This is a genomic window from Mesorhizobium sp. Pch-S (genome assembly GCF_004136315.1).
Taxonomy (GTDB): Bacteria; Pseudomonadota; Alphaproteobacteria; order Rhizobiales; family Rhizobiaceae; genus Mesorhizobium.
On sequence record NZ_CP029562.1, the window covers coordinates 2,020,988 to 2,046,977 of the forward strand.

28 protein-coding genes are annotated in these 25,990 nt (G+C 63.6%); 16 read left to right on the forward strand and 12 right to left on the reverse strand.

Translation table 11 applies throughout. The features are described from left to right. The first annotated feature begins 230 nt into the window (after nucleotides 1-230). Complete coding sequence (locus C1M53_RS09180) at nucleotides 231-1,820, forward strand: trimethylamine methyltransferase family protein (RefSeq protein WP_129411967.1); 1,590 nt, start codon at nucleotides 231-233, stop codon at nucleotides 1,818-1,820. A gap of 221 nt (nucleotides 1,821-2,041) precedes the next feature. Here the strand turns inward: C1M53_RS09180 and speB are convergent, their stop codons facing one another. The 3 genes from speB to C1M53_RS09195 are packed head-to-tail and all read right to left on the reverse strand — an operon-like array spanning nucleotide 2,042 to nucleotide 4,985. Beyond that, nucleotides 2,042-2,995 (reverse strand): agmatinase, encoded by a 954-nt coding sequence (gene speB / locus C1M53_RS09185; protein ID WP_207213088.1) that lies wholly within the window; start codon nucleotides 2,993-2,995, stop codon nucleotides 2,042-2,044. 44 nt (nucleotides 2,996-3,039) lie between these two features. Beyond that, the gene (locus tag C1M53_RS09190) at nucleotides 3,040-3,435 is read right to left on the reverse strand and encodes a nuclear transport factor 2 family protein (RefSeq protein ID WP_129411969.1); all 396 of its coding nucleotides are present in this window, start codon (nucleotides 3,433-3,435) and stop codon (nucleotides 3,040-3,042) included. Between the two features lie 26 nt (nucleotides 3,436-3,461). Further along, complete coding sequence (locus tag C1M53_RS09195) at nucleotides 3,462-4,985, reverse strand: cytosine permease (protein ID WP_165358105.1); 1,524 nt, start codon at nucleotides 4,983-4,985, stop codon at nucleotides 3,462-3,464. Between the two features lie 98 nt (nucleotides 4,986-5,083). Between C1M53_RS09195 and C1M53_RS09200 the strand changes: the two genes are divergently transcribed. Further along, on the forward strand, nucleotides 5,084-5,989 hold the full coding sequence (locus C1M53_RS09200; RefSeq protein WP_129411970.1) for a LysR family transcriptional regulator: 906 nt from the start codon (nucleotides 5,084-5,086) through the stop codon (nucleotides 5,987-5,989). A 99-nt stretch (nucleotides 5,990-6,088) separates the two neighbouring features. After that, nucleotides 6,089-6,682: a dimethylsulfonioproprionate lyase family protein gene (locus C1M53_RS09205; protein WP_165358106.1), complete on the forward strand. Its 594-nt coding sequence runs from the start codon at nucleotides 6,089-6,091 to the stop codon at nucleotides 6,680-6,682. Here the strand turns inward: C1M53_RS09205 and chrA are convergent. Both chrA and C1M53_RS09215 read right to left on the reverse strand, forming a co-directional pair. Next, nucleotides 6,679-7,899, reverse strand: coding sequence for a chromate efflux transporter (chrA, locus tag C1M53_RS09210; protein WP_245488498.1), 1,221 nt, complete (start codon nucleotides 7,897-7,899; stop codon nucleotides 6,679-6,681). The two genes, C1M53_RS09205 and chrA, sit on opposite strands and share 4 nt — an antisense overlap. 125 nt (nucleotides 7,900-8,024) lie before the next feature. Continuing rightward, a complete protein-coding gene (locus C1M53_RS09215; RefSeq protein WP_129411973.1) occupies nucleotides 8,025-8,507 on the reverse strand; it encodes a RidA family protein in 483 nt (160 codons plus the stop codon). A gap of 185 nt (nucleotides 8,508-8,692) precedes the next feature. Here C1M53_RS09215 and C1M53_RS09220 point away from each other — a divergent pair, with 185 nt between their 5' ends. Then, a complete protein-coding gene (locus C1M53_RS09220; protein WP_129411974.1) occupies nucleotides 8,693-9,388 on the forward strand; it encodes a TetR/AcrR family transcriptional regulator C-terminal domain-containing protein in 696 nt (231 codons plus the stop codon). Between the two features lie 9 nt (nucleotides 9,389-9,397). On the opposite strand, the gene C1M53_RS09225 is transcribed toward C1M53_RS09220, so the two are convergent. The 3 genes from C1M53_RS09225 to C1M53_RS09230 form a co-directional block, all read right to left on the reverse strand. Next, nucleotides 9,398-9,682 carry a hypothetical protein gene (locus tag C1M53_RS09225; protein WP_165358107.1) on the reverse strand — a complete coding sequence of 95 codons (285 nt, stop codon included), beginning with the start codon at nucleotides 9,680-9,682 and terminating at the stop codon, nucleotides 9,398-9,400. Nucleotides 9,683-9,776: 94 nt separating this feature from the next. After that, nucleotides 9,777-10,052 (reverse strand): hypothetical protein, encoded by a 276-nt coding sequence (locus C1M53_RS32060; RefSeq protein WP_245488499.1) that lies wholly within the window; start codon nucleotides 10,050-10,052, stop codon nucleotides 9,777-9,779. Beyond that, nucleotides 10,052-11,245, reverse strand: coding sequence for an MATE family efflux transporter (locus tag C1M53_RS09230; protein ID WP_245488500.1), 1,194 nt, complete (start codon nucleotides 11,243-11,245; stop codon nucleotides 10,052-10,054). Before C1M53_RS09230 ends, C1M53_RS32060 begins: the two co-directional genes overlap by 1 nt. Nucleotides 11,246-11,613: 368 nt before the next feature. Between C1M53_RS09230 and C1M53_RS09235 the strand changes: the two genes are divergently transcribed. Further along, nucleotides 11,614-13,470 carry a sensor domain-containing diguanylate cyclase gene (locus tag C1M53_RS09235; protein ID WP_165358108.1) on the forward strand — a complete coding sequence of 619 codons (1,857 nt, stop codon included), beginning with the start codon at nucleotides 11,614-11,616 and terminating at the stop codon, nucleotides 13,468-13,470. A gap of 11 nt (nucleotides 13,471-13,481) precedes the next feature. Here the strand turns inward: C1M53_RS09235 and C1M53_RS09240 are convergent, their stop codons facing one another. Further along, nucleotides 13,482-14,285, reverse strand: coding sequence for an alpha/beta hydrolase (locus C1M53_RS09240; RefSeq protein ID WP_129411977.1), 804 nt, complete (start codon nucleotides 14,283-14,285; stop codon nucleotides 13,482-13,484). A 184-nt stretch (nucleotides 14,286-14,469) separates the two neighbouring features. On the opposite strand from C1M53_RS09240, the gene C1M53_RS09245 reads away from it, so the two are divergent. Genes C1M53_RS09245 through C1M53_RS09260 form a run of 4 tightly spaced genes read left to right on the forward strand, consistent with a single transcriptional unit; the run spans nucleotide 14,470 to nucleotide 15,899 of the window. Then, complete coding sequence (locus tag C1M53_RS09245) at nucleotides 14,470-14,784, forward strand: helix-turn-helix domain-containing protein (RefSeq protein WP_129411978.1); 315 nt, start codon at nucleotides 14,470-14,472, stop codon at nucleotides 14,782-14,784. Nucleotides 14,785-14,786: 2 nt separating this feature from the next. Next, nucleotides 14,787-15,251 (forward strand): SRPBCC family protein, encoded by a 465-nt coding sequence (locus tag C1M53_RS09250; protein WP_129411979.1) that lies wholly within the window; start codon nucleotides 14,787-14,789, stop codon nucleotides 15,249-15,251. Between the two features lie 25 nt (nucleotides 15,252-15,276). Then, the gene (locus tag C1M53_RS09255; protein ID WP_129411980.1) at nucleotides 15,277-15,693 is read left to right on the forward strand and encodes a GFA family protein; all 417 of its coding nucleotides are present in this window, start codon (nucleotides 15,277-15,279) and stop codon (nucleotides 15,691-15,693) included. 56 nt (nucleotides 15,694-15,749) lie between these two features. Further along, nucleotides 15,750-15,899, forward strand: coding sequence for a hypothetical protein (locus C1M53_RS09260; RefSeq protein WP_129411981.1), 150 nt, complete (start codon nucleotides 15,750-15,752; stop codon nucleotides 15,897-15,899). 106 nt (nucleotides 15,900-16,005) lie between these two features. Here the strand turns inward: C1M53_RS09260 and C1M53_RS09265 are convergent, their stop codons facing one another. Further along, nucleotides 16,006-17,811: an IlvD/Edd family dehydratase gene (locus C1M53_RS09265; protein WP_129411982.1), complete on the reverse strand. Its 1,806-nt coding sequence runs from the start codon at nucleotides 17,809-17,811 to the stop codon at nucleotides 16,006-16,008. A gap of 212 nt (nucleotides 17,812-18,023) precedes the next feature. On the opposite strand from C1M53_RS09265, the gene C1M53_RS09270 reads away from it, so the two are divergent. Together C1M53_RS09270 and C1M53_RS09275 are read left to right on the forward strand one after the other, a co-directional pair. Continuing rightward, a complete protein-coding gene (locus C1M53_RS09270; RefSeq protein WP_129411983.1) occupies nucleotides 18,024-18,479 on the forward strand; it encodes a carbon monoxide dehydrogenase subunit G in 456 nt (151 codons plus the stop codon). Between the two features lie 79 nt (nucleotides 18,480-18,558). After that, nucleotides 18,559-19,047: a hypothetical protein gene (locus C1M53_RS09275; protein ID WP_129411984.1), complete on the forward strand. Its 489-nt coding sequence runs from the start codon at nucleotides 18,559-18,561 to the stop codon at nucleotides 19,045-19,047. A gap of 11 nt (nucleotides 19,048-19,058) precedes the next feature. Here C1M53_RS09275 and C1M53_RS09280 read toward each other — a convergent pair whose 3' ends face one another. Continuing rightward, nucleotides 19,059-20,231 carry an Mrp/NBP35 family ATP-binding protein gene (locus tag C1M53_RS09280; RefSeq protein WP_129411985.1) on the reverse strand — a complete coding sequence of 391 codons (1,173 nt, stop codon included), beginning with the start codon at nucleotides 20,229-20,231 and terminating at the stop codon, nucleotides 19,059-19,061. A gap of 284 nt (nucleotides 20,232-20,515) precedes the next feature. On the opposite strand from C1M53_RS09280, the gene C1M53_RS09285 reads away from it, so the two are divergent. Both C1M53_RS09285 and C1M53_RS09290 read left to right on the forward strand, forming a co-directional pair. After that, complete coding sequence (locus C1M53_RS09285) at nucleotides 20,516-20,893, forward strand: VOC family protein (RefSeq protein WP_129411986.1); 378 nt, start codon at nucleotides 20,516-20,518, stop codon at nucleotides 20,891-20,893. A gap of 194 nt (nucleotides 20,894-21,087) precedes the next feature. Next, on the forward strand, nucleotides 21,088-21,441 hold the full coding sequence (locus C1M53_RS09290; protein ID WP_129411987.1) for a nuclear transport factor 2 family protein: 354 nt from the start codon (nucleotides 21,088-21,090) through the stop codon (nucleotides 21,439-21,441). Nucleotides 21,442-21,551: 110 nt separating this feature from the next. Here the strand turns inward: C1M53_RS09290 and C1M53_RS09295 are convergent, their stop codons facing one another. After that, nucleotides 21,552-22,775, reverse strand: coding sequence for a sensor domain-containing diguanylate cyclase (locus C1M53_RS09295; RefSeq protein WP_245488501.1), 1,224 nt, complete (start codon nucleotides 22,773-22,775; stop codon nucleotides 21,552-21,554). A 145-nt stretch (nucleotides 22,776-22,920) separates the two neighbouring features. Here C1M53_RS09295 and C1M53_RS09300 point away from each other — a divergent pair, with 145 nt between their 5' ends. From C1M53_RS09300 to C1M53_RS09310, 3 genes are all read left to right on the forward strand, one after another. Further along, nucleotides 22,921-23,850, forward strand: coding sequence for a LysR family transcriptional regulator (locus C1M53_RS09300; RefSeq protein ID WP_129411989.1), 930 nt, complete (start codon nucleotides 22,921-22,923; stop codon nucleotides 23,848-23,850). Nucleotides 23,851-23,955: 105 nt separating this feature from the next. Continuing rightward, the gene (locus tag C1M53_RS09305; protein WP_129411990.1) at nucleotides 23,956-24,435 is read left to right on the forward strand and encodes a formate dehydrogenase subunit gamma; all 480 of its coding nucleotides are present in this window, start codon (nucleotides 23,956-23,958) and stop codon (nucleotides 24,433-24,435) included. Beyond that, nucleotides 24,432-25,988: an NADH-quinone oxidoreductase subunit NuoF gene (locus C1M53_RS09310; RefSeq protein WP_129411991.1), complete on the forward strand. Its 1,557-nt coding sequence runs from the start codon at nucleotides 24,432-24,434 to the stop codon at nucleotides 25,986-25,988. The genes C1M53_RS09305 and C1M53_RS09310 overlap by 4 nt, the downstream gene beginning before the upstream one ends. Nucleotides 25,989-25,990 lie beyond the last annotated feature (2 nt).

A 25,990-nucleotide genomic window follows, 5' to 3' on the forward strand; every position in this document is an offset into this window, starting at 1 on the left:
AGGTATGACCATAGGTCCGGCTCAAGCCTTATTTTGGAGACGACGACAGAATATGACAGGGCAAAAACCCGGGTGACGGGCCTCCATGACTGGTCCACTGGCCGGGCAGGTTTGGCTCATATGCTGTGCCAATGCGATTGGCATAGTTCCCCGAAACAAGGGGAAGAAGCTCGCTGATGGTGGACCAACCACCGCATGCAAGGCTTCGGGACAAAAAGCGGAGGTTTTCCATGTCTATGACGGCGGAAAAGCAGGATTTGCAAGGCAATGGCGGGTCTCGCCGATCCGGCGGACGCGAGGCGCGACGGGCCATGCGCGCAGCGCCGCTGGCTGACGACATTAGGCCAGTGAGAGCCGGACTCGAAGGTGGGCGCTACGGTCCATTGGCCCAGAACGACCTGGAACGCATCCATGAGGCTGTGCTGACGCTGCTGGAAACGGTCGGCTTCGCCAACGCCATTCCATCCTGCATCGAGGCGCTGACCAGGGTCGGCGCCAGCTACAGCGAGGATGGCCGCATCCGCTTTCCACGAGCCCTGGTGCTCGACACCATCCGCAATGCGGCGCGCAACTTCACGCTGCATGGCCAGGACCCGAAGCACGACATGTTGATCCAGGGCAAGCGCGTGCATTACGGCACGGCGGGCGCCGCCGTGCACCTGGTCGATGTCGAGAAACGTGAATACCGCGAGAGCCTGCTGCAGGACATCTACGACGCCGCGCGCATCGTCGACGGGCTGGACAACATCCACTTCTTCCAGCGGCCGATGGTGCCGCGCGACATCCCCGATCCGCTCGAGATGGATTTCAACACGCTTTATGCCTGCGTGATGGGAACCTCCAAACATGTCGGCACCTCGTTCACGGTGCGCGAGAACGTGAAGCCGGCGCTGGAGATGCTCTACGCCATCGCTGGCGGCGAGGAGAACTTCCGCGCCCGGCCCTTCGTTTCCAACTCCAACTGTTTCGTCGTGCCGCCGATGAAGTTTGCCGAAGACGCCTGCGGCGTGCTGGAGGCTTGTGTCGAAGGCGGCATCCCGATCCTGCTGCTTTCCGCCGGCCAGGCCGGTGCGACCGCACCGGCGGCGATTGCCGGGGCGGTGGTGCAGGCGGTGGCCGAGGTGCTGGCCGGGCTGGTCTATGTCAATGCGCTCAAGCCCGGCCACCCGGCGATTTTCGGCACCTGGCCGTTCGTCTCGGACCTGCGCACCGGCGCGATGTCCGGCGGATCGGCCGAGCAGGCCCTTTTGACCGCAGCCTGCGCGCAGATGGCGCAGTTCTACGACCTGCCGGGCGGATCGGCCGCCGGCATGGCCGACTCCAAACTGCCCGACATCCAGTCCGGCTTCGAAAAGGGCATCACCGACGTGATGGCAGGCCTGTCGGGCCTTAATCTCGTCTATGAATCCGCCGGCATGCACGCTTCCCTGCTCGGCTTCTGCCTGGAGAGCCTGATCATCGACAATGACATGATCGGCCAGTGCCTGCGCTGCGTGCGCGGCATCGAGGTCAGCGACGAGGCGCTGTCGATCGACACCATCACCGAAGTCTGCCTCAACGGCCCCGGTCACTACCTCGGCAATGACCAGACGCTGAAGCTGATGCAGACGGAGTATTTCTATCCGGCCATCGGCGACCGCTTCTCGCCGAAGGAATGGAACGAGAAGGGCAAGCCCGACATCCTGCAACGCGCCATTGCCGAGAAGAAGCGCATCCTGGCGGAGCGCTTCCCGCACCATGTGCCGCGCGCCATCGACGACCGCCTGCGCCAACGTTTTGACGGGCTCATCCATCTGCCGCGTTCCGGCATGGGCGGGTAAGAAGCATCCTTCCCTTCTCCCCTTGTGGGAGAAGGTGGCCGGGCCGCAGGCGAGGTCGGATGGGGGGTGCTGGACGGAGTGCGTCCTCTCAGGATAAACCTCTGTTATATTTATAGAATGTTGCTCGGTATCGTTTCTTCCAACACCCCTCATCCGTCTCGGCGCTTCGCGCCGATCCACCTTCTCCTTCAAGGGGAGAAGGGGCGCGGTGCCGCCTGCCCCTACGCCCGCCTTTTCACACCCGGCAGGACGCAGAGCATCTCGAACAGCAGGTTGGCCGCGACGAGTGCCGTGTTGCCTGACGTGTCGTAGGGTGGACTTACCTCGACGAGGTCGCAACCGACGATGTTCAGCCCGGCACAGCCGCGTATGATTTCGAGCGCCTGCACCGTGGTCAACCCGCCGATCTCCGGCGTTCCGGTGCCAGGCGCATAGGCCGGGTCGAGGCTGTCTATGTCGAACGAGATGTAGACCGGGCCGTCGCCGATCTGCTGGCGTACCTCCTGCATCAGCGGCGACAGCGACTTGTGCCAGCATTCCTCGGCCTGGACGACACGGAAGCCCTGCTGGCGCGGCCAGTCGAAGTCGTCGGCCGCATAGCCGGTGCCGCGCAGGCCGATCTGGACGCAGCGGCGCGTGTCGAGCACGCCCGCCTCGACCGAGCGGCGGAACGGCGTCCCGTGCGCGATCGCCTCGCCGAACATATGGTCGTTGATGTCGGCATGGGCATCGACATGGATCAGCCCGACCGGACCGTGCTTCTCGGCAACCGCGCGCAGGATCGGATAGGTCAGCGTGTGATCGCCACCCAGCGTCAGCGGAATGCACGAGGCTTGCATGATGGCCGCATAGTGCCGGGTGATGATGTCCATGCATGCAGGCAGGTTGAAAGTGTCGACCGGCACGTCACCGATGTCGGCCACCATAAGGCTGTCGAAGGGCGCGGCCCGTGTCGCCATGTTGTAGGGCCTGACCATGCAGGATTCCGCACGGATCTGCCGGGGTCCGAAGCGGGTGCCGGCGCGGTTCGAGGTGCCGATGTCGAGCGGCACGCCGACGAAACACGCATCGAGACCGGTCGCATCCTGCTGCGACGGCAGACGCATCATGGTCGCCGGTCCGCCGAAACGCGGCATCTCGTTGCCGCCGAGCGGCTGGTTGAAGGGTCTGGTCACGATGCGGGCCTGCTCATGCGCTTGATGGTGAACGGGTGGAAATCTCAGGCTCCCGGCAGAGCCGAGAGATGCTCGTGAACGGCGAGCCATTGGCCGCCGTCCCTGCGGAAAACGATGGTTTCCCGTTCATGGCTGGTGACGGCTTCGCCACCGAACATTGCGCGGGTCTCAACGCGATGCGTGAAGATCGCCGTATCGCCGTAGACCTTGATGTCGCGTGCGGAGGACTTGCAGTCGAGCACCCTGAAACCGAGCGAGCTTTCCCAATCCTGCCACAGGGCACGATACGCGGCGCGATTGGCCAGCACTTCCGGATGATTGTGGAAGATGAAGGTGGCGTCCGGAGCGAAGGCGGCGAAATAGGCGTCGGTGTCATGACGCCCGAACGCGGCCACCAGTCGATCGGCAGCTCCGGCGACCGCAGTCTGGTCCTGATCCATCAATTGTACTCCTTCGCAGGCGCCGATCAGGTGATCGGCGCGATTGCCTCGTCCGACACCGGAACGAGGCGCGGCCCCATGGGGCCGTAGACGGCGCGCGGCTCGGGGAACACGAACAGCAGGGCCGGGTAGATGATCGCCGGCAGGACCAGCGCGACGATCAGCGAGACGTCGACGCCGCCGAACAGGTTGCCGAGCCAGCCGACGAACTGGCCAGGGATGTTGACCATCGCCAGCGCCAGCAGCGCGGTCGGAATCCAAGCCGCGATGCCGGCGATGTTCCAGCCGTTGCGGAACCAGTAGGCGCCGCCGGTCTTGCCCTGGTTGAACACCTGCATGTGCTCGGGCAGGTAGTAGCCGCGCCGCAGGAAGGCGCCGACGATCATCACCGACATCCATGGGGTGGTCATGACGATGATCAAGGTCACCAGCGTGGTGATCGAGGAGATCAGGCTGAAGCTGAAGCGGCCGACGAAGATCAGCACGATCGAGATGATGCCGATCAGCAAGGTGGCCTGCACCCGGCTGAGCGCCGGGAACACGCTGGAGAAGTCGAGGCCGGTGCCGTAGAGGGAGGTGGTGCCGGTCGACATGCCGCTGACCAGGGCAAGGCCGAGCAGCGGCAGCAGGAACCATGCCGGTGCGACTGCGATCAGTCCGCCGGTGTAGTTGGCGTTGGTGATGTAGTCGGGCGCGGCGGCTGCAACCACCGTCGCGGTGATCAGGCCGAACAGGAAAGGCAGCAGGGTCAGCACCTGCGCCAGGAAAGCCGCGCCCATCAGCTTGAACTTGCTGGTCTGGCGCGGGACGTAGCGGGTCCAGTCGCCGAGGAAGGCGCCGAATGAAATCGGGTTCGACAGGACGATCAGCGTCGAACCTATGAAAGCCGGCCAGAAACCTTCGCCGCCGACGGCAAGCCCGGCACCGGCGAAGCTGTTGTCGAACTGCGGCCAGAAGGCGATCAGCCCGATGATCATGAGGCCGGTCACCACCACGACCGCGATCCTGTTGACGACGAGCATCAGCTGGAAGCCGTAGATGCAGACCAGCAGGATCGCCCCGGCAAACAGGCCGTAGGCCAGCCCGTAGAGCCATTCGCTCTCCGCGGCACCGAACAACCGGTGCAGGGTTCCGACCAGGGCATCGCCGCTCGACCAGACGCTGATGGCGAAGAAGCAGATCGCGGTAAGCAGGGCCAGGAACGAGCCGACGATGCGGCCGACGACACCGAAATGCGCGCTGGAGGAAACGGCATTGTTGGTGCCGTTCATGGCGCCGAAGATCGCCATCGGCGCCAGGATCAATCCGCCGATGACCACACCGGTGACACAGGCGGCAACGCCTTGCCAGAAGGAAAGGCCAAAGATGATCGGGAACGACCCGAGCACTGCTGTCGCCAGCGAGTTGGCACCACCCCATTCGATGCGCATGAAATCGAACACGGTGGCGTGCCGTTCATGGTCGGGAATGATGTCGATGCCGCGGGTTTCGATCTTCATCGCGGCGGGCGCCGCAGCAAGCGGCGCTGCCGCCTCATAAGCGGTATTCATGGTCTCCCCCTCTGTTCTCCTCGCCGGCATTTGGGGGACAGCTTGCATTGGATTTCAATCCTGATTTGGATATGAATTCATAGGCGAGGATCTATGTAATGAGTGGCATCTCCACCGATCTGGACTTGAGGCTGACCCGCATCTTCTTCGCGGTGGTCAATGCCGGCGGGCTGTCGGCCGCACAGCATGCGCTGAACATGCGCCAGCCCACGATCAGCAGCCACATCGCCGACCTCGAGATGCGTCTCGGCTACCGGCTGTGCGAACGCGGCCGCAAGGGCTTCCGGCTGACACCGAAGGGGGAGCGCTTCCTGCATGTGGCACGGCGCTATCTCAACCTGCTCGGCGAGTTGAACATCGAGGCTCGGAATATCGACCGCGAACTGGTCGGCATCCTCAATCTCGGCCTGATCGGCAATGCGCCGGCGGCGCAGAACGCCCTGCTCAGCCGGGCGATCTCGCAATTCCGCCGGCGCGACGAGGCGGTGCAGATCAATGTGACGATCAATTCCCCCGACCTCATCGAGGACCTGCTGGAAAACGGTCAGCTGCATGCGGCGATCGGCTATTTCTGGCGCCGCGTGCCGGTGCTCGAATACCGGCACCTGTTTTCCGAACGCCAGGTCGCCTATTGCGGGCGCGGTCATGCCCTGTTTGCCGACAGCGGCACCTGCACGATCGAGCAGCTGTCCGGTCAAAGCTGGGCGTCGCGGCGCTATCCGGTTCCCACCGCGCCGCAACTGCCGCCGAACTCGCGCATCACCGCGTCGGCCGACAACATGGAGGCCAACCTCATCCTCGTCCTGTCCGGCGAACATCTCGGCTATCTGCCGGATCATTTCGCCGAACCGTATTGCAAGGCGGGAGACCTCGCACCGCTCAATCCGGATATGCTGTCCTACGGCGTTGATTTCCACCTCGCACTGCGTCGCGACTACAAGGCCGATCCGGTGGTGAGCGCCTTCATCGAGGATCTGTCGGCACAGGTGCAACGACAGGCGTGACGGGCCTTCGCGATGCCGGCGCCCTCCGAAGTCCGCTGGCAGCATTGCCTCTACCCATGCGGTCGTGGAACAGTGTGGCAGCAACGCCGGAGCAGCACCATGGCAGCATCACACCAGGAGAACCTGGCCACCTTCCTCGACGATCTCGCGGCCGCGATCGCACCGAAAGCGACCAGCGACACGCCGCTGGCGCTTGGCTGGCAACGTGTGGAGGCAAGCATCCCGCGCGGCGAGCTTGCAACCGGCACGACGGAACCGGCACGACGACCGGCCTGCATTCACCTCGAAGCGAGCTATCGCAACCTGGAAAATGCCGGACTGCGCAAGCTGGCGGCCTCCTTCCAGGCAATCGAGCCTCTTCTGGCCTGGAGCAGCCGGGCCGAGCGGCGCATCTCCGACACGCTCGCCGAAAACTACGCCGAGGCGACGATCGTCGGTGACGGCGGCGCGATATCCAGCACAAGGGTCGAGATCGGCGCCTCCATCCTGAGCCCGAACACCGACTATCCAAACCACCGCCATCCGCCGGAGGAAGTCTATATCGCCTTGTCCAGGGGGCACTGGCGGCAGGATGACGATCCATGGGTGGAGCCCGGCATCGGCGGCCTCATCCACAATCCCGCCAACATCGTCCACGCCATGCGCTCGGGCAACCAGCCGCTGTTTGCGATCTGGTGCCTGCCTCTGCCTTAGCCGGCAAATAGAATTTGCATCGCTGCTCCTGCCGCGGCCAGCAGGATCACCACCACCCAGGGCGGTGTCCTGGCGAAGACCAGCAGCAGGAAGCCGCCAAGGCCGAACACGACGTCGAGCGGTTCGACGATGGCGCTGGTCAGCACAGGATCGTAGAAGGCGGCGGCAAGGATGCCGACAACGGCTGCGTTGGTGCCACGCATCGCCGCCTGCGCCCTGGGCAGGGCACGCAGCTGATCCCAGAACGGCAGCGCGCCGTAGACCAGCAGAAGGCCGGGCAGGAAGATCGCGATCAGCGCTAGTGATGCGCCAAGCAGGCCGTTGGGCACGATGCCGGAAACGGCACCGAGATAGGCGGCGAAGGTGAACAGCGGGCCGGGCACGGCCTGCGCCGCGCCGTAGCCGGCGAGGAAACCCTGCAGCGGCACCCAGCCGGGTGCGGCGACTGCGTTCTCCAGCAGCGGCAACACGACGTGGCCGCCGCCGAACACCAGCGCACCCGAGCGGTAGAAGGCGTCGAAGAAGGCCAGCACATGGTTGCCGGTCCAGCCGAAAAGCGCCGGCGGCGCGACGAGCAGGAGCGCAAACAGCCCAAGTGCCACGATGCCGGCCCGGCGACTGACCGGGAAAGCCGGATGCGTCGACGCCTGACTGCCCTCGCCCCGGCAGAGAAAAAGCCCGGCAATAGCGCCAGCGGCTATGGCGCCGACCTGACCCAGCCAGCCGCCGACAAGGCTGACAAGGATGAGCGCGCCAAGCGCAATGGCAATGCGCTGTCGGTCAGGTGTCAAGGTACGCGCCATGCCCCATAGCGCCTGCGCGACGACCGCCACCGCCACCAGCTTCAGCCCGTGCAGGATGCCCTGGCCGATCGAGTTGTCGAGCGCCGCTGCCCCGTAAGCAAAGGCGACCAGCAGCACTGCCGAAGGCAGAGTGAAGCCGGCCCAGGCCGCAAGCCCGCCGGCGAGCCCGCCGCCGCGCAACACGCCGAGCGAAAAGCCGACCTGGCTGGAGGCGGGACCGGGCAGGAACTGGCACAAGGCGACGAGATCGGCATAACCGGCCTCGTCGATCCATTTCCGGCGCACCACGAAGGCGTCGCGGAAATAGCCGAGATGCGCGATCGGCCCGCCGAATGAGGTCAGGCCAAGGTGCAGGAAGGCGCGGAACACCTCGGCGATGCGCGATCCCGACGCCTCATCACTTTCCCCCGCCACCACGCACCCCGTCATTGCCGCCCGACTGCGGCGGCGATCCTAGCGGCTTGCCGTGGAGGAGCAAGGGCGAGACAGTGCCAAGCCTTCTCCCTCAAGGGGAGAAGGAAACGCCGCCCTAGACGCCGCTACTCCAGAACCACCACCGCCTCGACCTCGAACAGCATCGGGTCGATGGCGAGCTTCGGAACCGGAACCAGGGTCTGTGCCGGCAATCTCTCGCCGAACACCTCCTTGACGTTCTGGGTGAGCACGCCGAGCTTGGACATGTCGTGATCGACAACGAAGACCGTGAGCTTGGCGACCTGGTCGGGCCGGGCGCCGATGCCGTCGAGGGCCGCCTTCAGATTGGCATAAGCCTGCCTGACCTGGACGGCGAAGTCCGGAGACAGGGCTCCTGTGCTGTCCTGGCCGCCCTGTCCGGAGATATAGGCCACGCGGGCTCCTGCAGGTGTGATGACCGCCGTGCTGTAGCCGTTCGGCGACGGGTCGTAGAGGGTTTTCGGATTGACGATGGTCAGTTTGGGATCATTCGCCGTCGCCGCAGTGGAAACTGCCGTGGTCATGATGAAAAGGCCTCCGATAAGCAAATGGTTGATAGCGCGTGACATGATCTGGTTCCGCGGATTGTGAGCGACGGACGTTCGCGGGCAGCGTGATCGATGCTGGCCGACAATCGACTCGTACAATATACGATTCATCCTATGGTACAATGTACGAGTCAAGTGACCGGCATCGACAATGCTGACGCCGCCTGCCAAAATCACGGCCAGACCGGCGAGGAAAACAACAACACATGGCAGCCAGACGCAGCGGCGCCCAGAACAAGCGGCCGCAACGGAAAAAAACGGAATCGGCACCACGCGGCGAACCGTCGCTTTCGCTGGAGCGCATCGTCGCGACGGCGATCGAATTGCTGGACACCGGGGGCACCGCCGGATTGACGATGCGCGGACTGGCCGATCGCCTCGGCTCGGGCGTGATGAGCCTGTACTGGCACGTCGACAACAAGGAAAAGGTCTTCGACCTGGCACTCGACGCCGTGCTCGCATATCGCGACCCAGCGCAGCATGTCGAAGCCCATGACTGGCGCAGGGACATCGTGCATCTGCTCGAAGACTGGCGCGCCAGCATGCTGCGCCACCCCTGGGCTGCGCCGCTGCTGCCGAGCCGTGCGCTCGGCCCGAACATCCTTGGCCGCCTGGAACTGATAAGCCGGACATTGTCGAAAGCCGGCGTCGCCGATGCCGATCTCAACGTCGCGATATGGTCGCTATGGAACTACGTGATGGGTGCCACCATCACCCGGGCGAGCTTCGACCGCTCGGAAGACGACATGGCGGCCGCGCAGCGGCGCCTGACCGATCTTGGCGCGCCGACAATCGAACGCTCGCGCCTGCTGCTGGACAATGACTGGGACGGGGTGTTCAGGAACGGCCTCGACTTCCTGCTCGATGGCTTCGTCCCGAGAGGCGCCGTCGCGACGCGATAGGCCAAGCCATCACATCCTGTTTGCGGCGGCTCCCAGAACACCCAGCAGCGAGATCAGGCCGGCAACATAGTTCAGCCGCGACGTGGTGAATGTCGCGACCGCCGCACGGCCGCGCAACAGGCGGGTTCCATAGAAAAGGACAGCTTGAAGGACCAGGAAGAAGACGATCGGGCCGAAAAACATCGAGCCAACCGCACCGCCCCAATTGCCATCCGATGTCATCATCGCCGCGGCCTTCAAGTTCAGAACCACGGCCAGGACGACAACAACGCACAAGGACAGGAACTGCGGCATCGGATGCAACCTCTCTGCGGGCGGACGAACCTTGTCATATCCGTACCATGTCCCGCCACAGCGGCAACGCGATAAGCGCTGCGGAAGACACGCCTCAGTTCTCCCCTTGCGGCGCCAGGCCGGCACGTCCACGCGGCACGCCGAGGCCGGTGTCCGGCGGCTCGCCGGCGGCCGGGCGCTCCTCCTCGATCATGTGCATGGTCCGCCATCTGCCGAAGCGGTAATAGGCAGCGGCAAGCGCCAGCGAAGCGATCGAACCCGCGGGGAAACTCCACCACAAGGCTTCCTGCCCGAGCGTGTCACGCAGCGTATAGGCAAAGCCCGTGCGGATGAAAAGCACCGAGATGACGAGGATGATCAGCGGCGGCATCACCGCGCCGGTGGCGCGGCGGTGGCGAACAGCACGATGGTGACACCGAACAGGATGAACGACCACGAGGCGACGTTGTTGATGTGCTGGGCAATGTCGACCGCGGCGCCGTCGGCAGCCAGGAACAGGCCGAGCAGGGAGCGGTCGAAGACGTAGAGCAGCAACACCAGCGTGCCGGTGAGCAGAAGGTTGAAGCCGACGCCCGCGGCGGCGATACGTCCGATGCGATCCCAGCGGCGGGCGCCGACATTCTGCGCCGCCATCGACGACACGGCGGCGCCGATCGCCAGCGCCGGCATCTGGACATAGGTCCAGAGCTGCGCGGCAATGCCGTACGCGGCAGCGACCTGCGAGCCGTAGCCATTGACCATGCCCATCAGCACCAGCGCCGCCATCGAGATGACGATCATCTGCAGGCCCATCGGGATGCCCTTGGTGACGACGATGCGCAGCAGCCTCGGGTCAGGCTTCAGCAAGGCGAGATCGGCCCCGGCCAGCCGCAACGGATGCTTGCGCCGGTAGAGCAGGATCAGGATCGCGGCCACGCTCACCGTCTGGCCGATCAGCGTCGCGAGCGCGGAGCCGGCAATGCCGAAACCTGGAATCGGGCCGAAACCGATGATGAACAGCGGATTGAGCACGATATCGAGCAGCACGGCGAATGCCATGAAATAGAACGGCGTGCGGGAATCGCCGGCACCGCGCAGGATCGTCATGACGAAGGAAAGCAGGTTGGTCGCCGGTACGGCCGCAAAGATGATGACCAGATAGGCGCGTGCCAGCGGCATCACATCGGCGGGCGTGCCGAGCAGCCCGAGGATCTGGTCCACCCACAGCCAGCCACCGAGCGCAAAGACCAGCGAGACCAGGAAGAAGAACGTTGCGCTGGTGCCGACGATGCGCCGCGCCTCCACCATGTCGCGGGCGCCGACCGACTGCGCCACCAGGATGGTGGCCGCCATGCCGATGCCGAACATGGTGCCAAGCAGGAGGAACAGCACCAGATTGGCGTTGGAGGTCGCTGCCAGCGCTGTTTCGCCAAGGAAGCGGCCAACCCAGACCGAGTTGATCGAGCCGTTGAGCGACTGCAGCACATTGGAGCCGAGCACCGGCAGCGCGAACATCAGCAGCGTCGAGGCGATCGGGCCACTGGTGAGGTCGCGCGGGCGGCGAGGTGCTGTCTTGTCGTCCATGGTCGGTCGTTCCTGATTCCGCCGTAGCGGGGACTGTAGCGAAAATACCGTTGCTATAGAAACGGCAGGCCTATGCACCAGCTTCCGGGCATCGTCAATATCACCCGGGTAAAATTAATAACGCATGGCACCACCGATTCAGGTGAACGGATCCCCCATCCGGGCGACTCATGTCGGGCCAGAGCCCGGGTCCTCGCTGCTCAAGAAGTCGGTCGGCCATTCATTGAATTTGATTAAAATCCAGCCTCGTCCGGCATCCCATTCTTAAAGACGGCGGGCTACATAGAAGATGAGCAGGGGGTGCATTCGGTCAAACACAGCTAATGCAGCAAATACAAATACTTGGCTCCGGTCAGAAAACGGGAACCATGGCACGGTTCCTGTTCTGGATCGCCTTGCTGGGCCTCGCCAGCTACCTGTCGAATTCGCTGTTCCGCATCGAGGGCATGGTTGCGCTGCAACTCACCTATGCCCTGCTGCTGGCGATCCTGCTTCTGACGCCGCGCCGGCAGTGGCCAGCCTACCTGATCACGGCGTTTCCGATGCTGCTGGCCGTCCGGGCGCTGGCGATCGGCTCGGCCGCGGAACTGACCAGCCCGTTTGCGCTGGTCAGCACCACGACGTCGATCCTCGCCGCCACGGCGGGCGCGGCCATCCTGGCGCGCGACCGCGACTGGGTAGAGGGCCGTTCCGACCAGCTCAAGGCATGGACAACGGCCGGTTTCGTCACGGTGGTGGCACTGCCGCTGTTCTGCGCCACCATATTTGCCGCCGTGCGCATTCCACCGGCGGGATACAGCTCGGCGGAATACTGGTTCAACGTCTATTCCAACGTCGCGCTGGCCTATCTGGTGCTGACGCCGCCAGTGCTGCGCGCACGCCCGAAGCAATGGCGCGATCTCTACCGCAGCGGCAAACTGCCGGAAGCAATTGCCCTGATCGCCGGGTTCGGCGTGTTCGCCGCACTGATCTTCACGCAGGAATCGGTGCTGCCACTGTTCCTGATCCTGCCGCCGCTGATCATCATCCTGTTCCGTGTCGGTTTCATCGGGCTCTCCGTCGCCATGGCGCTGCTGGTGCCGATCGCGGTGTTGCTGACCGGGGCGGGACAAGGCCCGTTCTACGCCATCGACAACATGCATGTGGCGGCAGGCAGCCAGGGCGCAGCCGATGTCCATCATGCACTGCTGCTTTGCCGCGTGTTCCTGGTGCTCACCTTCATCGTCGTCGTCATGATCGCGGCGCTGCTGCACGAGCGCGAACAGCTGCAGCGCATGGCAAAGGCCGACCGCGACATCTATGAAATGGTCGCCCGCCAATCCGGCGACATGGCCTTCGTCTGTGATCTCGAGGGACGCATCGTCTTCATCTCGCCGGTCGCTGCACGGGTGCTGGGTTTTGCCGAAGGCGCACTCGACGATTTCGACTGGCGCGACCACATACATCCGGAAGATCTCGGCACCATAGACGCCGCGCTGCAACGGGTGCGCGACGGCGAAGAGGATGTCGACTATCTGTTCCGGGCTTTCGATGCCGGCGGAAATGAGCTGTGGTTCGAAAACCGCGCACGCCTGTCGAGCGCCACCGCCAAGGACGGACCGCGCTACGTCGTCGGCTCGACGCGTGACGTGACGGCCCGCGTGCTGCGCGAGCAGCAACTGGAAAAGATGGCAACCGTCGACGTTCTGACCGGATTGCCCAACCGCCGCCAGCTCAACGAGCAAAGCCGACTGAAGTGGCGTCTGGCCGCGCGGCACAGCGACTTTCTCACGCTCCATGTCATCGATATCGATTTCTTCAAGGCCTACAACGACGTCTATGGCCATGCGAAGGGCGACAAGTGCCTGCGCGAGGTCGGGGCCGCCATCCGCAAGGTGTTGAAGCGGCCGGACGACTTCTGCGCACGCTATGGCGGCGAGGAGTTTGTGGTGCTGTTGCCGGGAACCGATGCCGGCGGAGCGTTGAAGGTCGGCGAGGATATCTGCGCGTCGGTGCGCGACCTCAATATCCGCCATGACGCCAGCGAATATGGCATCGTGTCGGTGAGCGTGGGTTGCGCGACGGTCCGTCCCGCCTTTGCCGACGACGACGGCTCGCTGTTCGAGGCCGCCGACGCGGCCCTCTACCAGGCCAAGCGCCAGGGCCGGAACCGGGTGGTGGCCAGCAATCTGCGCAGTCTCATCATCGAGGCGAACCTCGTCGAGCTGAACAAGCGGCGCGTCTGAGAGGCCGCAGCCTACCTGACCCTGTCGAGGAACCGCCGCACCTCCCGGTTGAACTGAACCGGACGCTGCAGCGGTGCGAAATGGCCGACGCCGGCGAGAACGACAAGTTCGGCGCCGGGAATGCTGAGCGCCAGGTAGTCGGCATGGTCCTGCCGGATGAATTCGTCATGCTCGCCGATGACGACGGCAACCGGCACCCTGATGCCCCTGAGCTGGCTGGTGGTGTAGTTCGGCTCGGTCGCCATCATGCGTCCGACATCGGCCACGAATGTCGCGAAATCGTCGGGCGTTGCCGACAGCGCAGCATAGTCCTTGCCATGGCGGCTGAAACAGCGATCGATCAGCGGCGTCGGCTTGAAGTCGAGCGTGCCGCCGGGATCCATGTTGCAGGCGAAGAAAAACACTCCTGCAACCCGCTTCGGATTTTTGTCGGCGAGGATCAATGCCGTGCAGGCGCCGTCGCTCCAGCCGACAAGCGCCGCTTTCTCCAGGCCGAGGTGATCCATCACGGCCAGCACGTCGCCCGCCATCCGTTCGTAGCTGAATGGCCCGGCGTCGCGCGTGCTGCGACCATGGCCACGACTGTCGATGACCACCACCGTTCTGCCGGCCTGGACGAAGGCCGGAACCTGATGTCCCCAGTTGCCGGCATTGCCCAGCCCGCCATGCAGCAGGATGACGGCCGGACCGGAACCATAGACGGCATGCCAGATGCGCGCGCCGTCGTTTTCCACGAACCCTTCCGTTGTCGATGCTGGAAGCGGTGCCGCACCATGCGCATCGAAATTCAGCAATTCGTCGTCGGTGAAATGCATCGGCCTCTCCTTCGTCATTCAACGTAAAGACGATCGGGCGCGGCGTTTCTCGACATGCCGGAACAAAAAATCGTCGCTGCGATCGTTCAGGACAAGCCGGCACGACAAAGAGCAGGTATTTGCCTGCATGATATTGACATGCAGGTATTCGCCTGCATATATCATGACACATCGAGTGAGACTGATGGACGCTGACAAGGTTTTCAAGGCGCTGGGTGACCCGACACGCAGGAGACTGCTCGACCTTCTTTACGAGAAGAACGGGCAGACGCTCGGCCAGCTTTGCGAGAACCTCGACATGGCCCGACAGTCGGCCACGCAGCACCTCGGCATCCTCGAAGAGGCCAACCTGGTCAGCACGATCAAGCGTGGCCGGGAGAAGCTGCATTTCATCAACCCCGTGCCGCTGCATGAAGTCTACGAGCGGTGGGTGCGCAAATTCGAACGTCAGCGGCTCGAGCTGCTGCACGACCTGAAACAGGAACTCGAGGGAGAGTGACCATGGCCAGAGAGACGACCAGTTTTGTCTATGTGACATACATTCTCTCGACACCGGAAAAGGTGTTCGAGGCCATCGCCAGACCCGAGATCACGCGGCGCTACTGGGGCCACGAGAATGTCTCCGACTGGAAGCCCGGATCGTCGTGGGAACATGTTCGCGCCGGCGGCGAGCGTACCGTCAAGGTCGTCGGCAAGGTCGTCGAGGCCACGCCACCGACCCGCCTCGTCATCACCTGGGCGGCTCCCGGCCAGGCTGCCGATCCGGCAAGCCATAGCCGGGTGACCTTCGCCATCGAGGACTGTGAGAACATGGTTCGGCTCACCGTCACCCATGATGAACTCGAAGCCGGAAGCGATATGGCGAAGACCATGACGAAGGGCTGGCCAGCCGTTCTTTCCAGCCTGAAATCCTTCCTCGAAACCGGCCGCGGCCTCGACATCTTCGGCAAGCCGAAAGCGGCCTGACCTTTCATCCAACGAGAGATTCCCGATGACCAAGATCTATCGCGGCGGCTGCGCCTGCGGCGCGATCCGCTATGAGACCACAAGCGAACCCATCTTCGAAAATCACTGCCAGTGCCGCGACTGCCAGAAACAGAGCGGCACGGGGCACGCATCCTATCTGACCTTTGCCAACCGGACCGACATGGCGATGACGGGAGAGACGCACAGCTGGCGCGTGGCGAGCGACAGCGGCAACGAAAAGATCTACGCCTTCTGCCCGACCTGCGGCGCACCGGTCTATCTGTCGACCGTCGCCATGCCGGACTTCATCGCCGTCTCGGCGGCCAGTCTGGACGACCCCGGCCAGTTCAAGCCGCAAGTGGTCACCTACGCCGCCCGGGGCCACGCCTGGGACACCCTCGATCCCTCGTTGCCGAAATTCGAGGGGATGCCGCACGGATAGGCAAACAATCGGAACCCCTGCCACCTGCGGCGGTTATGGCTGGACAGGAGGCAATCATGATCCGCAAGCTGAAATCAGGCGAGTATCGCCTCTATTCGCGCAAGGTCGATCCCGGAACCCACAAGCGCAGGAACCTCGGCACGTTCAAATCCAGGGAAGCGGCCGAGAAACACGAGCGCGAAGTGCAGTACTTCAAGCGCCACTAGAGCGTTTCCAAGTGATTTCACTTGGCTACAAAATGCTCTAGCCGCGCTGTGACCGAGACCCGGCGGGACCGTTCAGACAGTCCCGGCCGAATAGCGAGACCGCAAGCTAGTGGTTGTCGCGCGGCACGCCCTGGGTGTGGGCGACATCCTGGTATTTGACGGCCGGCTTCAGCACCATGCCTTCCGAGAACTGGTCGACCATGGAGCGCTGGATTTCCTGCCATGGCGTCTGGTGCTTCGGGTAGTGATAGCCGCCATTGCCACCAAGCGCAGCACGGCGACGAGCGAGCTCGTCTTCCGGAACCAGCATGTTGGCGGTGCCTCGCTTGAGATCGATGCGCACGCGATCGCCCTTGCGCAACAGCGCAAGCCCACCGCCGACAGCGGCCTCGGGCGAGGCGTTCAGGATCGAAGGTGTGCCCGACGTGCCGGACTGGCGGCCATCGCCGATGCAAGGCAGCGAGTGGATGCCCTTCTTGATGAGGTAGGCCGGCGGCTGCATGTTCACCACTTCCGCGCCGCCCGGATAGCCGACCGGGCCGGCGCCGCGCATGAACAGGATGGTATGTTCGTCGATGCCTTCGGCAGGATCATCGATGCGGGCGTGATAATCCTCCGGTCCGTCGAACACAGCGACCTTGCCTTCGAAGGCCTCGGGGTCGTCCGGGTTCGACAGGTAGCGGTCGCGGAATTCCTTGGAGATCACGCTGGTCTTCATGATGGCGCTGTCGAACAGATTGCCCTTGAGGTTGATAAAGCCGGCTTCCTTCCTCAGCGGATCGACCACGGTCAGGATCACCTTCGGGTCGTGGTTTTCGGCCTTGCCGCAATTCTCGCCCATGGTCCTGCCGTTGGCCGTGATGGCGCCCGGATGCGGCAGCAGGCCTGCCTTCATCAGTTCGGCGATCACCGCAGGCACGCCGCCGGCATGATGATAATCCTCGCCCAGATATTCGCCGGCCGGCTGCAGGTTGACCAGAAGCGGTATCTTGTGGCCGATCGCCTGCCAGTCGTCATTGTCGAGCCTGACGCCGAGGTGGCGGGCAATGGCGTTCAGATGGATCGGAGCGTTGGTGGAACCGCCGATCGCCGAGTTGACGACGATGGCATTCTCGAAAGCTTCGCGCGTCATGATGTCGGAGGGCTTCAGGTCCTCATAGACCATGTCGACGATGCGCTTGCCGGTGTCGTAAGCGACCTGGCCGCGCTCGCGATAGGGAGCCGGAATGGCAGCCGAGCCTGGCAGCTGCATGCCGAGTGCCTCGGCAAGGCTGTTCATGGTCGTGGCCGTGCCCATGGTGTTGCAATAACCGACCGAGGGCGCGGACGAAGCCACGATCTCCATGAACTCGTCATAGTCGATTTCGCCTGCCGACAGGCGCTGGCGCGATTCCCAGACAATGGTGCCGGAACCTGTGCGCTTGCCCTTGTGCCAGCCGTTCAGCATCGGCCCGACCGACAGCGCGATCGCCGGGATGTTGACGGTGGCCGCCGCCATCAGCATGGCCGGCGTGGTCTTGTCACAGCCGATGGTGAGCACGACACCGTCGAGCGGATAGCCGTAGAGCACTTCCACCAGCGACAGATAGGCGAGATTGCGATCGAGCGAGGCGGTCGGGCGCTTGCCCGTTTCCTGGATCGGATGGCAGGGGAATTCGAAAGGAATGCCACCGGCGGCGACGATGCCTTCGCGCACGCGCTTGGCAAGCTCGAGGTGATGTCGGTTGCAGGGCGAAAGATCGGAGCCGGTCTGGGCGATGCCGATCAGCGGCTTGCCCGACTGCAGTTCGGCGCGGGTGAGGCCATAGTTCAGGTAGCGCTCCAGATAGAGCGCGGTCATGCCCGGATTGTCGGGATTGTCGAACCATTCCTGCGACCGGAACCGCTTCTTATCGCTAGGCACGCCTGCCATGGCTGTCTCCGCATTTGTCCGACAATTGGATATGTCATCGCGCGCGTTCGGGCAAGGCCATGCCCCGGACTTTGGTGCGATGGACAGCATTGATGCACTGCGTTACGGCTTTGACTAGAGCATGATCCCAAAAAGTGGATGCCGGTTCTGGAAAAGACCATGCTCCAACAGGAAACGAAGGCCGTCTCAGGCCGCGCCAGCGGGAGGATTGCATGGCTCTGGTGATCGAAGGCGAAGAACGCATCGCAGCCCCGGTGGACAAGGTGTGGGCTGCGCTCAACGACCCGGCGGTGCTGAAGGGAAGCATTCCCGGCTGCCAGAGCCTGGAAATGAAGACGCCCACCGACATGGCCGCCACGGTGGTGCTGAAAATCGGGCCGATCAAGGCCACCTTCAATGGCGAGGTGACACTGAAGAACCTCAACCCGCCGCATTCCTACACCATCCAGGGTGAAGGCAAGGGCGGCATCGCCGGTTTCGCCAAGGGCGGTGCGGATGTGACGCTGACCGCCGACGGCGATGGCGCGACCCTGTTGAAATACGCCGCCAAGGCCGATGTCGGCGGCAAGATCGCCCAGTTGGGCAGCCGCCTGATCACCTCGACCTCGAAGAAGCTCGCTGGCGAGTTCTTCTCGACTTTCGGCAAGAAGGTGAGTGCGGCCGGCTGAGGCCTCGCCGCAACGGCTTGACACCGGCGCTGCCGATAGCCAGTTCTCCGGCTCCCCGTGGAGAGTCGGAGGTCGACCCGTGGCCAGGATCGCAGTTGCTGCCCTTCTAGGATTGCTGGTATCCGGCCTGCCGGCTGGAGCCGCGGACGACGCGCTCGGCAAAAATCTCATCCGCCAGCTTTCCTGCTCCAACGACCCCGACCCGACCGTAGCCCTGCTTCATCTCGAAAAGACCGGCCGGATCGGCGAAAATGACGGCGACCGTAACGACGGCGAAACCTGCTGGTTCATGAAACCGGCCCTCAAGATCGAAGGCATTGTCTTCACGCGCATCTGCGCAACCGCGGATGACGATGCGCTGATGGTGGAGATGTTCCCGAAATTCTACTATCGCGGCCCAGGCCAGCCGAACGGCAGGCTGGTGCGGCTGACGTCCAAGGCAAGCGTGCCGGCGCTGCGCAGCTGGGCGAAGAAGGTCTTGGGCAGCGGGCCTTACGAGGTCGACTCCGCCGGCCGCGAAGATGACGAGAAGGCCATCTCCTGCGCTGCCAGCTCGCGCCGACAATAGTCCCGGCCGGCCTATTCGAAGACGATGCTGGGTCCTGCTTCGGCAGCGCTCTTGCCGGCCTGCAGCTGCGCCCAGGTCCTGGCGGCGATATCCTTGTAGATCTTCGCTTCCGCGCCGTCCGGCTTGGCAGCCACAACCGGCGAGCCGGCATCCGAACTTTCGCGAATGCCCATTTCCAGCGGCACCGCGCCGAGGAAAGGCACGCCCAGGCGCTCGGCTTCCTTCTGCGCGCCGCCATGGCCGAAGATGTCGTAGCGCTTGCCGGTATCGGGGGCGATGAAATAGCTCATGTTCTCGACGATGCCGAGCAGCGGCACGTCGACCTTCCTGAACATGTTCAAACCCTTGCGCGCATCGATCAGGGCAAGATCCTGCGGGGTGGAGACGATCACCGCGCCGGCCAGCGGCACCTGCTGGGCCATGGTCAGCTGGGCATCGCCGGTGCCGGGCGGCATGTCGACCACCAGCACGTCGAGCGGACCCCATTCAACCTCGCGCAGCATCTGGGTGAGCGCCGACATCACCATCGGCCCACGCCAGATCATCGGCGTTTCCTCATCGACGAGGAAACCCATCGACATCACCTTGAGGCCGTAATTTTCCTTCGGCTTCAACACCTTACCATCGACCGTCTCGGGCTTGCCATGGATGCCGAGCAGCTTCGGCATGGAAGGACCGTAGATGTCGGCATCGAGAACGCCGACCTTCAGGCCGTTGGCGGCGAGACCGAGCGCGATGTTGACGGCGGTGGTGGATTTGCCGACGCCACCCTTGCCGGAAGCGACAGCGATGATCGCCTCGATGCCGGGAACGCCGCGCTTGCCGGAACTCTGCGACGGCGGTGCCTGCCGCGGTGCAGGCGCTGCCGCAGGAGGCGGGGTAGCAGGACGGGGCGCGGCCGGCCGCTGCGGCACCGGCGCTTCCATGCCGCCGCTCTTTTTCTCGGCGGTAAGCGCCACGACGGCGCCGGCGATACCCGGAATGGCTTTCACCACGCGCTCGGCGGCGGCGCGCAACGGCTCCATCTCCTGGGCGCGGGCAGCCGGAACCGTGATGGAGAAGAATACCTTGGCGTCGGCAATGAATATCTCCGACACCATGCCGAGATCGACGATGTTGCCGGAGAAATCCGGCCCGCTGATCGTCTTCAAACGATCGATGACGGCTTCCTTGGTTACGGACATGCTGCTGCTTCTTCTGTCTGTTGCCTGGGCCTGAAATAGTGCACTTCCCGCACTCCGGCAATTCCAGCCAAACCGCGCAGCGGTTTTGCGTCCGGAATTGCGCAAAGTAGAGAACTGGAACGTTTCCACGAAAAGCGGAAGCGCTCGAGGCCAACAGATAAATCCGTCTGTCCTGTCGGGATAGGGCCAGTTCATCCGTCCTGGGAAAGCACACAATCTGTTCGCCACCGGCGTCTTACCTGGCGCAGCCTTCGGCGAACCAACCGCAGCAAGGGAGATTGCAGATGCTTTCCAACACCAATGCAGCCGCCAACATCGCGGTCCGCGACGTCAAGGCAGCACGCGCCTTCTACCAGGACATACTGGGGCTGGAAGAAGTCTCGCACATGGACGACGACGTCGTCGTGCTGAAGAGCGGAGAGACGGTGCTCGTCATCTATCGCTCCGAATTCGCGGGCACCAACAAGGCGACCGCGGTGACATGGGCTGTCGGCGCGGAAATCGACGGCATCGTCAGGGACCTGAGATCGAAAGGCGTCCCGTTCGAGCATTACGACATGCCGGGCACAACGCTGGACGGCGATATCCATGTCGGCCACGGCATGAAGGTCGCCTGGTTCAAGGATCCGGACGGCAACATCCTGAACCTCATAGACCAGTAAATGATCCAGTCGCGCCAGCCGGCATGCAGCCGGCTGACGCCTGCAGTCCCGTTTGGTTCCAACCCGGCAGAAAACAGGCGGCGCGTTGGCGATATCTGTCAGCTGACATCCGGCTCACGCGTCGACATCAAGCGAGGCGAGATGCATTATCCAGGCTCGGAAGGCCGCAGATTTCAAATCTCCAGGAGCCGATCATGACCATTGCCGAGCTTGCCAACGACTTCGCGCATCTGCTGAAGCAAAACGATCACAAGGGAGCTGCCGAGAAATACAACGCCGACAACATTGTCAGTTACGAAGCAATGGAAGGCCCGATGGCCGTCTGCGAGGGCAAGGAGGCCGTTCAACAGAAAAGCGACTGGTGGACGGAAAACCATGAGGTCCACAGCGGTTCCGTCGAAGGCCCCTATGTCAACGGCGACCAGTTCGCCCTCCGTTTCACGATGGACGTGACGCCAAAGTCAACGGGCGAGCGTGTCAGGATGGACGAGGTCGGCGTTTACTCCGTCAAGGACGGCAAGATCGTCGAGGAGCGCTTCTACTACTGACGCCCAGGTCCGAAGAAACGGTCTTGCGGATAGGCCTGCGGCTTAAAGCGCTTCCGCTTTTCACGGGAACGCTTTTTCGAACGGAAAGCCGTGGCACACTTGGAATTGCTCTAGACGAAGGCGACTTCCAGCCGTTTTTCCTGTTGCGACAGGATCCGGCACTGTGCCTCGAACCTGTCGGATGCGATGGCAAGCTGGAAACGGTTGGGGATACCGACCGCGCTGAAGACATCCAATGTGGCGCCGTCCTCGCCGATGCCGCGCACGGTGCAGTCGATGGTTGAGGACCGGTTGTTGAAGATGATCGACCCGGCCTTCAGGACACGCCGGCGCGAGGCATGCGAATCCGCGGAATGCCACAGCGTGCAGCGGTTCCGCCCGGCCTGCTTGGACTGGTACATGGCAGCGTCTGCCCGCTCGATGAGCGCCTCGAGGTTCGGCGCGCTCGGGTCGAGCATGGCGATGCCGAAGCTTGCCGTGGCCTGAAGCGTGATGTCGCCGTGCTGGACACGCATCCGTTCGATGGTCGTGCGCAGGCGCTCGGCGGTTTCGAACGCGCCATTGCGGCCGGCATGGGCCAGCAGTGCGAACTCCTCGCCGCCGATACGGCCGAAGATATCGGTTTCGCGCAGCGTGTTGGCGCAATGCTCGGCCACGCTCTGCAACATGGTGTCGCCGGCACCATGACCGAGCGTGTCGTTGATCGATTTGAAATGATCGATGTCAAAGGCAATCAAGGCGACATTGCCATACTGGCGCTGCGCAAGCGCGACATCGCGCCTGGCGACCTCCATGAAGGCGCGGCGCGACAGGATGCCCGTCAGCATGTCGGTGGAAACACGCTGGCGCAACTCGATCTCGTTCATCGCCATGGCAGCGAAATCGGCCAGGATGCCAAGCTCTTTTTCACTGAAGTCACGTGGCTCGAATCCGATGGCGCAGACGCTGCCGATGTTGTGGCCATCGCTGGTGCGCAGCGGTACGCCGGCGTAGCTGCAGACATGGGGATCGCCCACGACATAGGGATTTTCGGCGAAACGGGGATCGAGCCGGGCATCGGGCACGACCAAGGGCTCGTCCTGCAGGATCGTGTAGCGACAGAAGGTGTTGCGCCGGCCCGCCTCCGAGCCGCCGAGCCCTTCGCAGGCCTTGTACCATTGCCTGTGGGCGTCGATGACCGAGACGATGGCGACCGGAATATCCAGGATCGTCCGGATCAGGCGCACGATGCGATCAAATGAAGCTTCGCGCGGCGTGTCGAGGAAATCATATCGGTCGAGCGCTGCAAGGCGTGCCGCCTCGCGCATGTCCAGATCGGCCTGCACTGCATCCATTCTCGGGCTCCCGTTCATCCAAAGTCGCCCGCACGGCACATGCCGGCAACCTTATCACTTGGCAGCCCCCGCTTGCCTTGAAAGATGGTGTCGTCCACGATCATTAAGCAAGAGTTTCAATGATGGTTCAGATTGAACAGACCGCATGATCGACAAGCTGGAATTTTTCATTGCCCTGGCGCGCGAGGAGCATTTCGGCCGCGCGGCCGAAATGTGCGGCGTGACGCAGCCAACCTTGTCGGCCGGCATCAAGCAGCTGGAAGATCAGCTTGGCGTCATGCTGGTGAAGCGCGGCTCGCGCTTCCAGGGCCTGACGCCTGAAGGCGGACAGGTGCTGACCTGGGCGCGGCGCATCGTCAGCGACACGCGCTCGATGAAGGAAGAGATGCGCGCGGCCAAGCACGGCCTTTCCGGCCGCATCCGCATCGCCGCCATCCCCACCGCGCTTGCCATGGTGGCGCGGCTGACCACGCCGTTCCGCGAGAAACATCCCGGCGTCACCTTCTCGGTGCTGTCGCGCACCTCGATCGAGGTGCTGTCGCTGCTCGGCAACCTCGATATCGATGCCGGCATCACCTATCTCGACAACGAGCCGCTCGGCCGGGTGACGAGCGTGCCGCTCTATGACGAACGTTATCAGCTGATCACGGCAGCCGGCACCGAATATTCCGATCGCGAAAAGGTGACCTGGGAAGAGGTCTCGAGCCTGCCGCTCTGCCTGCTGACGCCCGACATGCAGAACCGCCGCATCATCGACCAGCATCTGGCGGATGCCGGTGTGCAGGTGCGCCCGACGCTGGAGAGCAACTCCATGATCGTGCTGTTCTCGCATATCCGCACCGGCAAATGGTCGTCGATCATGCCACTCAACCTCGCGGAAACATTCGGTTTTTCCGAGCCGATCCGAGCGATTCCGATCGTCGACCCGGACGCCCGCCATGCCGTCGGTCTGGTGACGGCGCCACGCGATCCCCAGACTCCCCTTGTGCAGGCGCTGCTGGACGAGGCGACGGCGCTGGCAGGCGATCTGCGCCGTGAGGCCGCCGCTAAGGTTCGACCGCACCCTGATCGATAGAAAATTTTTATCATGCGACGAAACAGCTTTATTGATTCCAAGGGTTTGCATCGCGTTTAATAGGGCAAAGGCGCCCAAAGGGCGTAGTGTCAGGGAGGGCGCTGCATGACGATGCAGCCTGCAAGTACCGAGATAGCGGCACGGACCGCTGCGCTGATCAGCGAAATGAAGGGCCTCGAAGGGCCGCTCCTGCCGATCCTGCATGGCGTCCAGGAGGAGTTCGGCTACGTGCCGCAGGAAGCGCTGCCGGTGATCGCCGAGGCGCTCAACCTCTCCCGCGCCGAAGTTCATGGCGTCGCCACCTTCTACCACGACTACCGCAAGCATCCGGCAGGGCGCCATGTGTTGAAGCTCTGCCAGGCCGAAGCCTGCCAGTCCATGGGTTCGGACGCCATCGCCGCCAAGGTCAAACAGGCGCTCGGCATCGGCTTCCACGAGACGACCAAGGACAATTCTGTTACACTGGAACCGGTCTATTGCCTCGGGCTGTGCGCCTGCGCGCCGTCGGCGATGCTGGATGGCGAAGTGATCGGCAGGCTCGACGACGAGGCGATTGACGAGATCGTCGCGGAGGTACGGCGATGAGCACGACCATCTACATTCCGGGCGACTCGGGCGCGCTGGCGCTCGGCGCTGAAAAAGTTGCCAAGGCGATGGCCAGGGAACTGGCGGATCGCGGCATCACCGCCAGGATCGTCCGCAACGGTTCGCGCGGCGCCTATTTTCTTGAGCCGATGGTCGAAGTCGAGACTGCGGAAGGCCGCCGCGCCTATGGGCCAGTGAAGGCCGCCGACGTGAAGGGCCTGTTCGACGCGGATTTCCTCACCGGAGGCCAGCACGGGCTGTCGCTCGGCGACCCCGAAGACATCCCGTTCTTCGCCGGGCAGACGCGGTTGACCTTTGCCCGCTGCGGCATCACCGATCCGATATCGCTGGAAGACTACGAGGCGCATGGCGGCCTCGACGGGCTGCGCAAGGCTGTGGCCATGGTGCCCGCCGATATCGTCAGCCGAGTCACCGAATCCGGCCTGCGCGGACGCGGCGGCGCCGGCTTCCCGACCGGCATCAAATGGAAGACGGTGCTCGATACGGCGGCCGACCGCAAATACATCGTCTGCAATGCCGACGAAGGCGACAGCGCCACCTTCGCCGACCGCATGATCATGGAAGGCGACCCGTTCGTGCTGATCGAAGGCATGACGATCGCCGGCATCGCGACGGGCGCCACCAAGGGTTTCGTCTACATCCGTTCGGAATATCCGCATGCGGTGGCGACGATGAACAAGGCCGTCGAGGTCGCCCGCAAGGCCGGCGTGCTGGGCGCCACCGTGCTCGGCTCGCCGAATGCCTTCGACATCGAGATCCGCGTGGGCGCCGGCGCCTATGTCTGCGGCGAGGAAACCTCGCTGCTGAACTCGCTGGAAGGCAAGCGCGGCGTGGTGCGCGCCAAGCCGCCGCTGCCGGCGATCCAGGGCCTGTTCGGCAAGCCGACGGTGATCAACAACGTGATCTCGCTCGCCTCCGTGCCGATCATCATGGACAAGGGTGCGGCCTTCTACAAGGACTTCGGCATGGGCCGCTCGCGCGGCACGATTCCGATCCAGATCGCCGGCAACGTCAAATATGGCGGCCTGTTCGAAACCGCCTTCGGCCTGACTTTGGGCGAGATCGTCGACGGGATCGGCGGCGGCACCCATTCGGGACGGCCGGTGAAGGCCGTGCAGGTGGGCGGACCGCTGGGCGCGTATTTCCCGCGCGAGCTGTTCGACACGCCGTTCGACTATGAGGAATTCGCCAAGCGCGACGGCCTGATCGGCCATGCCGGCATCACCGTCTTCGACGACACCGCCGACATGCTGAAACAGGCGCGTTTCGCCATGGAATTCTGCGCCATAGAAAGCTGCGGCAAGTGCACGCCCTGCCGCATCGGCTCGACGCGCGGCGTCGAGACCATCGACAGAATAGCGGCCGGTATCGAGCCAGAGAAGAACCTCGAGCTGGTCACCGACCTCTGCAACACGATGAAGTTCGGATCGCTGTGCGCGCTGGGCGGCTTCACGCCCTACCCGGTGATGAGCGCGATCAAGCATTTTGGTGAAGACTTCAAGCCGGCGCCCGTCGCCGAAGCTGCTGAATAGGA

Coding starts and splice junctions, on each gene's coding strand:
- C1M53_RS32060 (WP_245488499.1), bottom strand. CDS start 10,052: ATGCCGCCGCTGATCATCCTCGTCATCTCGGTGCTTTTCATCCGCACG.
- C1M53_RS09250 (WP_129411979.1), top strand. CDS start 14,787: ATGGCCAGAGAGACGACCAGTTTTGTCTATGTGACATACATTCTCTCG.
- C1M53_RS09265 (WP_129411982.1), bottom strand. CDS start 17,811: ATGGCAGGCGTGCCTAGCGATAAGAAGCGGTTCCGGTCGCAGGAATGG.
- C1M53_RS09290 (WP_129411987.1), top strand. CDS start 21,088: ATGACCATTGCCGAGCTTGCCAACGACTTCGCGCATCTGCTGAAGCAA.
- C1M53_RS09190 (WP_129411969.1), bottom strand. CDS start 3,435: ATGGATCAGGACCAGACTGCGGTCGCCGGAGCTGCCGATCGACTGGTG.
- C1M53_RS09255 (WP_129411980.1), top strand. CDS start 15,277: ATGACCAAGATCTATCGCGGCGGCTGCGCCTGCGGCGCGATCCGCTAT.
- C1M53_RS09305 (WP_129411990.1), top strand. CDS start 23,956: ATGACGATGCAGCCTGCAAGTACCGAGATAGCGGCACGGACCGCTGCG.
- C1M53_RS09215 (WP_129411973.1), bottom strand. CDS start 8,507: ATGTCACGCGCTATCAACCATTTGCTTATCGGAGGCCTTTTCATCATG.
- C1M53_RS09205 (WP_165358106.1), top strand. CDS start 6,089: ATGGCAGCATCACACCAGGAGAACCTGGCCACCTTCCTCGACGATCTC.
- C1M53_RS09245 (WP_129411978.1), top strand. CDS start 14,470: ATGGACGCTGACAAGGTTTTCAAGGCGCTGGGTGACCCGACACGCAGG.
- C1M53_RS09200 (WP_129411970.1), top strand. CDS start 5,084: ATGAGTGGCATCTCCACCGATCTGGACTTGAGGCTGACCCGCATCTTC.
- C1M53_RS09295 (WP_245488501.1), bottom strand. CDS start 22,775: ATGGATGCAGTGCAGGCCGATCTGGACATGCGCGAGGCGGCACGCCTT.
- C1M53_RS09285 (WP_129411986.1), top strand. CDS start 20,516: ATGCTTTCCAACACCAATGCAGCCGCCAACATCGCGGTCCGCGACGTC.
- C1M53_RS09300 (WP_129411989.1), top strand. CDS start 22,921: ATGATCGACAAGCTGGAATTTTTCATTGCCCTGGCGCGCGAGGAGCAT.
- C1M53_RS09280 (WP_129411985.1), bottom strand. CDS start 20,231: ATGTCCGTAACCAAGGAAGCCGTCATCGATCGTTTGAAGACGATCAGC.
- C1M53_RS09240 (WP_129411977.1), bottom strand. CDS start 14,285: ATGCATTTCACCGACGACGAATTGCTGAATTTCGATGCGCATGGTGCG.
- C1M53_RS09260 (WP_129411981.1), top strand. CDS start 15,750: ATGATCCGCAAGCTGAAATCAGGCGAGTATCGCCTCTATTCGCGCAAG.
- C1M53_RS09235 (WP_165358108.1), top strand. CDS start 11,614: ATGGCACGGTTCCTGTTCTGGATCGCCTTGCTGGGCCTCGCCAGCTAC.
- C1M53_RS09220 (WP_129411974.1), top strand. CDS start 8,693: ATGGCAGCCAGACGCAGCGGCGCCCAGAACAAGCGGCCGCAACGGAAA.
- C1M53_RS09230 (WP_245488500.1), bottom strand. CDS start 11,245: ATGGACGACAAGACAGCACCTCGCCGCCCGCGCGACCTCACCAGTGGC.
- C1M53_RS09195 (WP_165358105.1), bottom strand. CDS start 4,985: ATGAATACCGCTTATGAGGCGGCAGCGCCGCTTGCTGCGGCGCCCGCC.
- C1M53_RS09180 (WP_129411967.1), top strand. CDS start 231: ATGTCTATGACGGCGGAAAAGCAGGATTTGCAAGGCAATGGCGGGTCT.
- C1M53_RS09225 (WP_165358107.1), bottom strand. CDS start 9,682: ATGCCGCAGTTCCTGTCCTTGTGCGTTGTTGTCGTCCTGGCCGTGGTT.
- C1M53_RS09270 (WP_129411983.1), top strand. CDS start 18,024: ATGGCTCTGGTGATCGAAGGCGAAGAACGCATCGCAGCCCCGGTGGAC.
- C1M53_RS09310 (WP_129411991.1), top strand. CDS start 24,432: ATGAGCACGACCATCTACATTCCGGGCGACTCGGGCGCGCTGGCGCTC.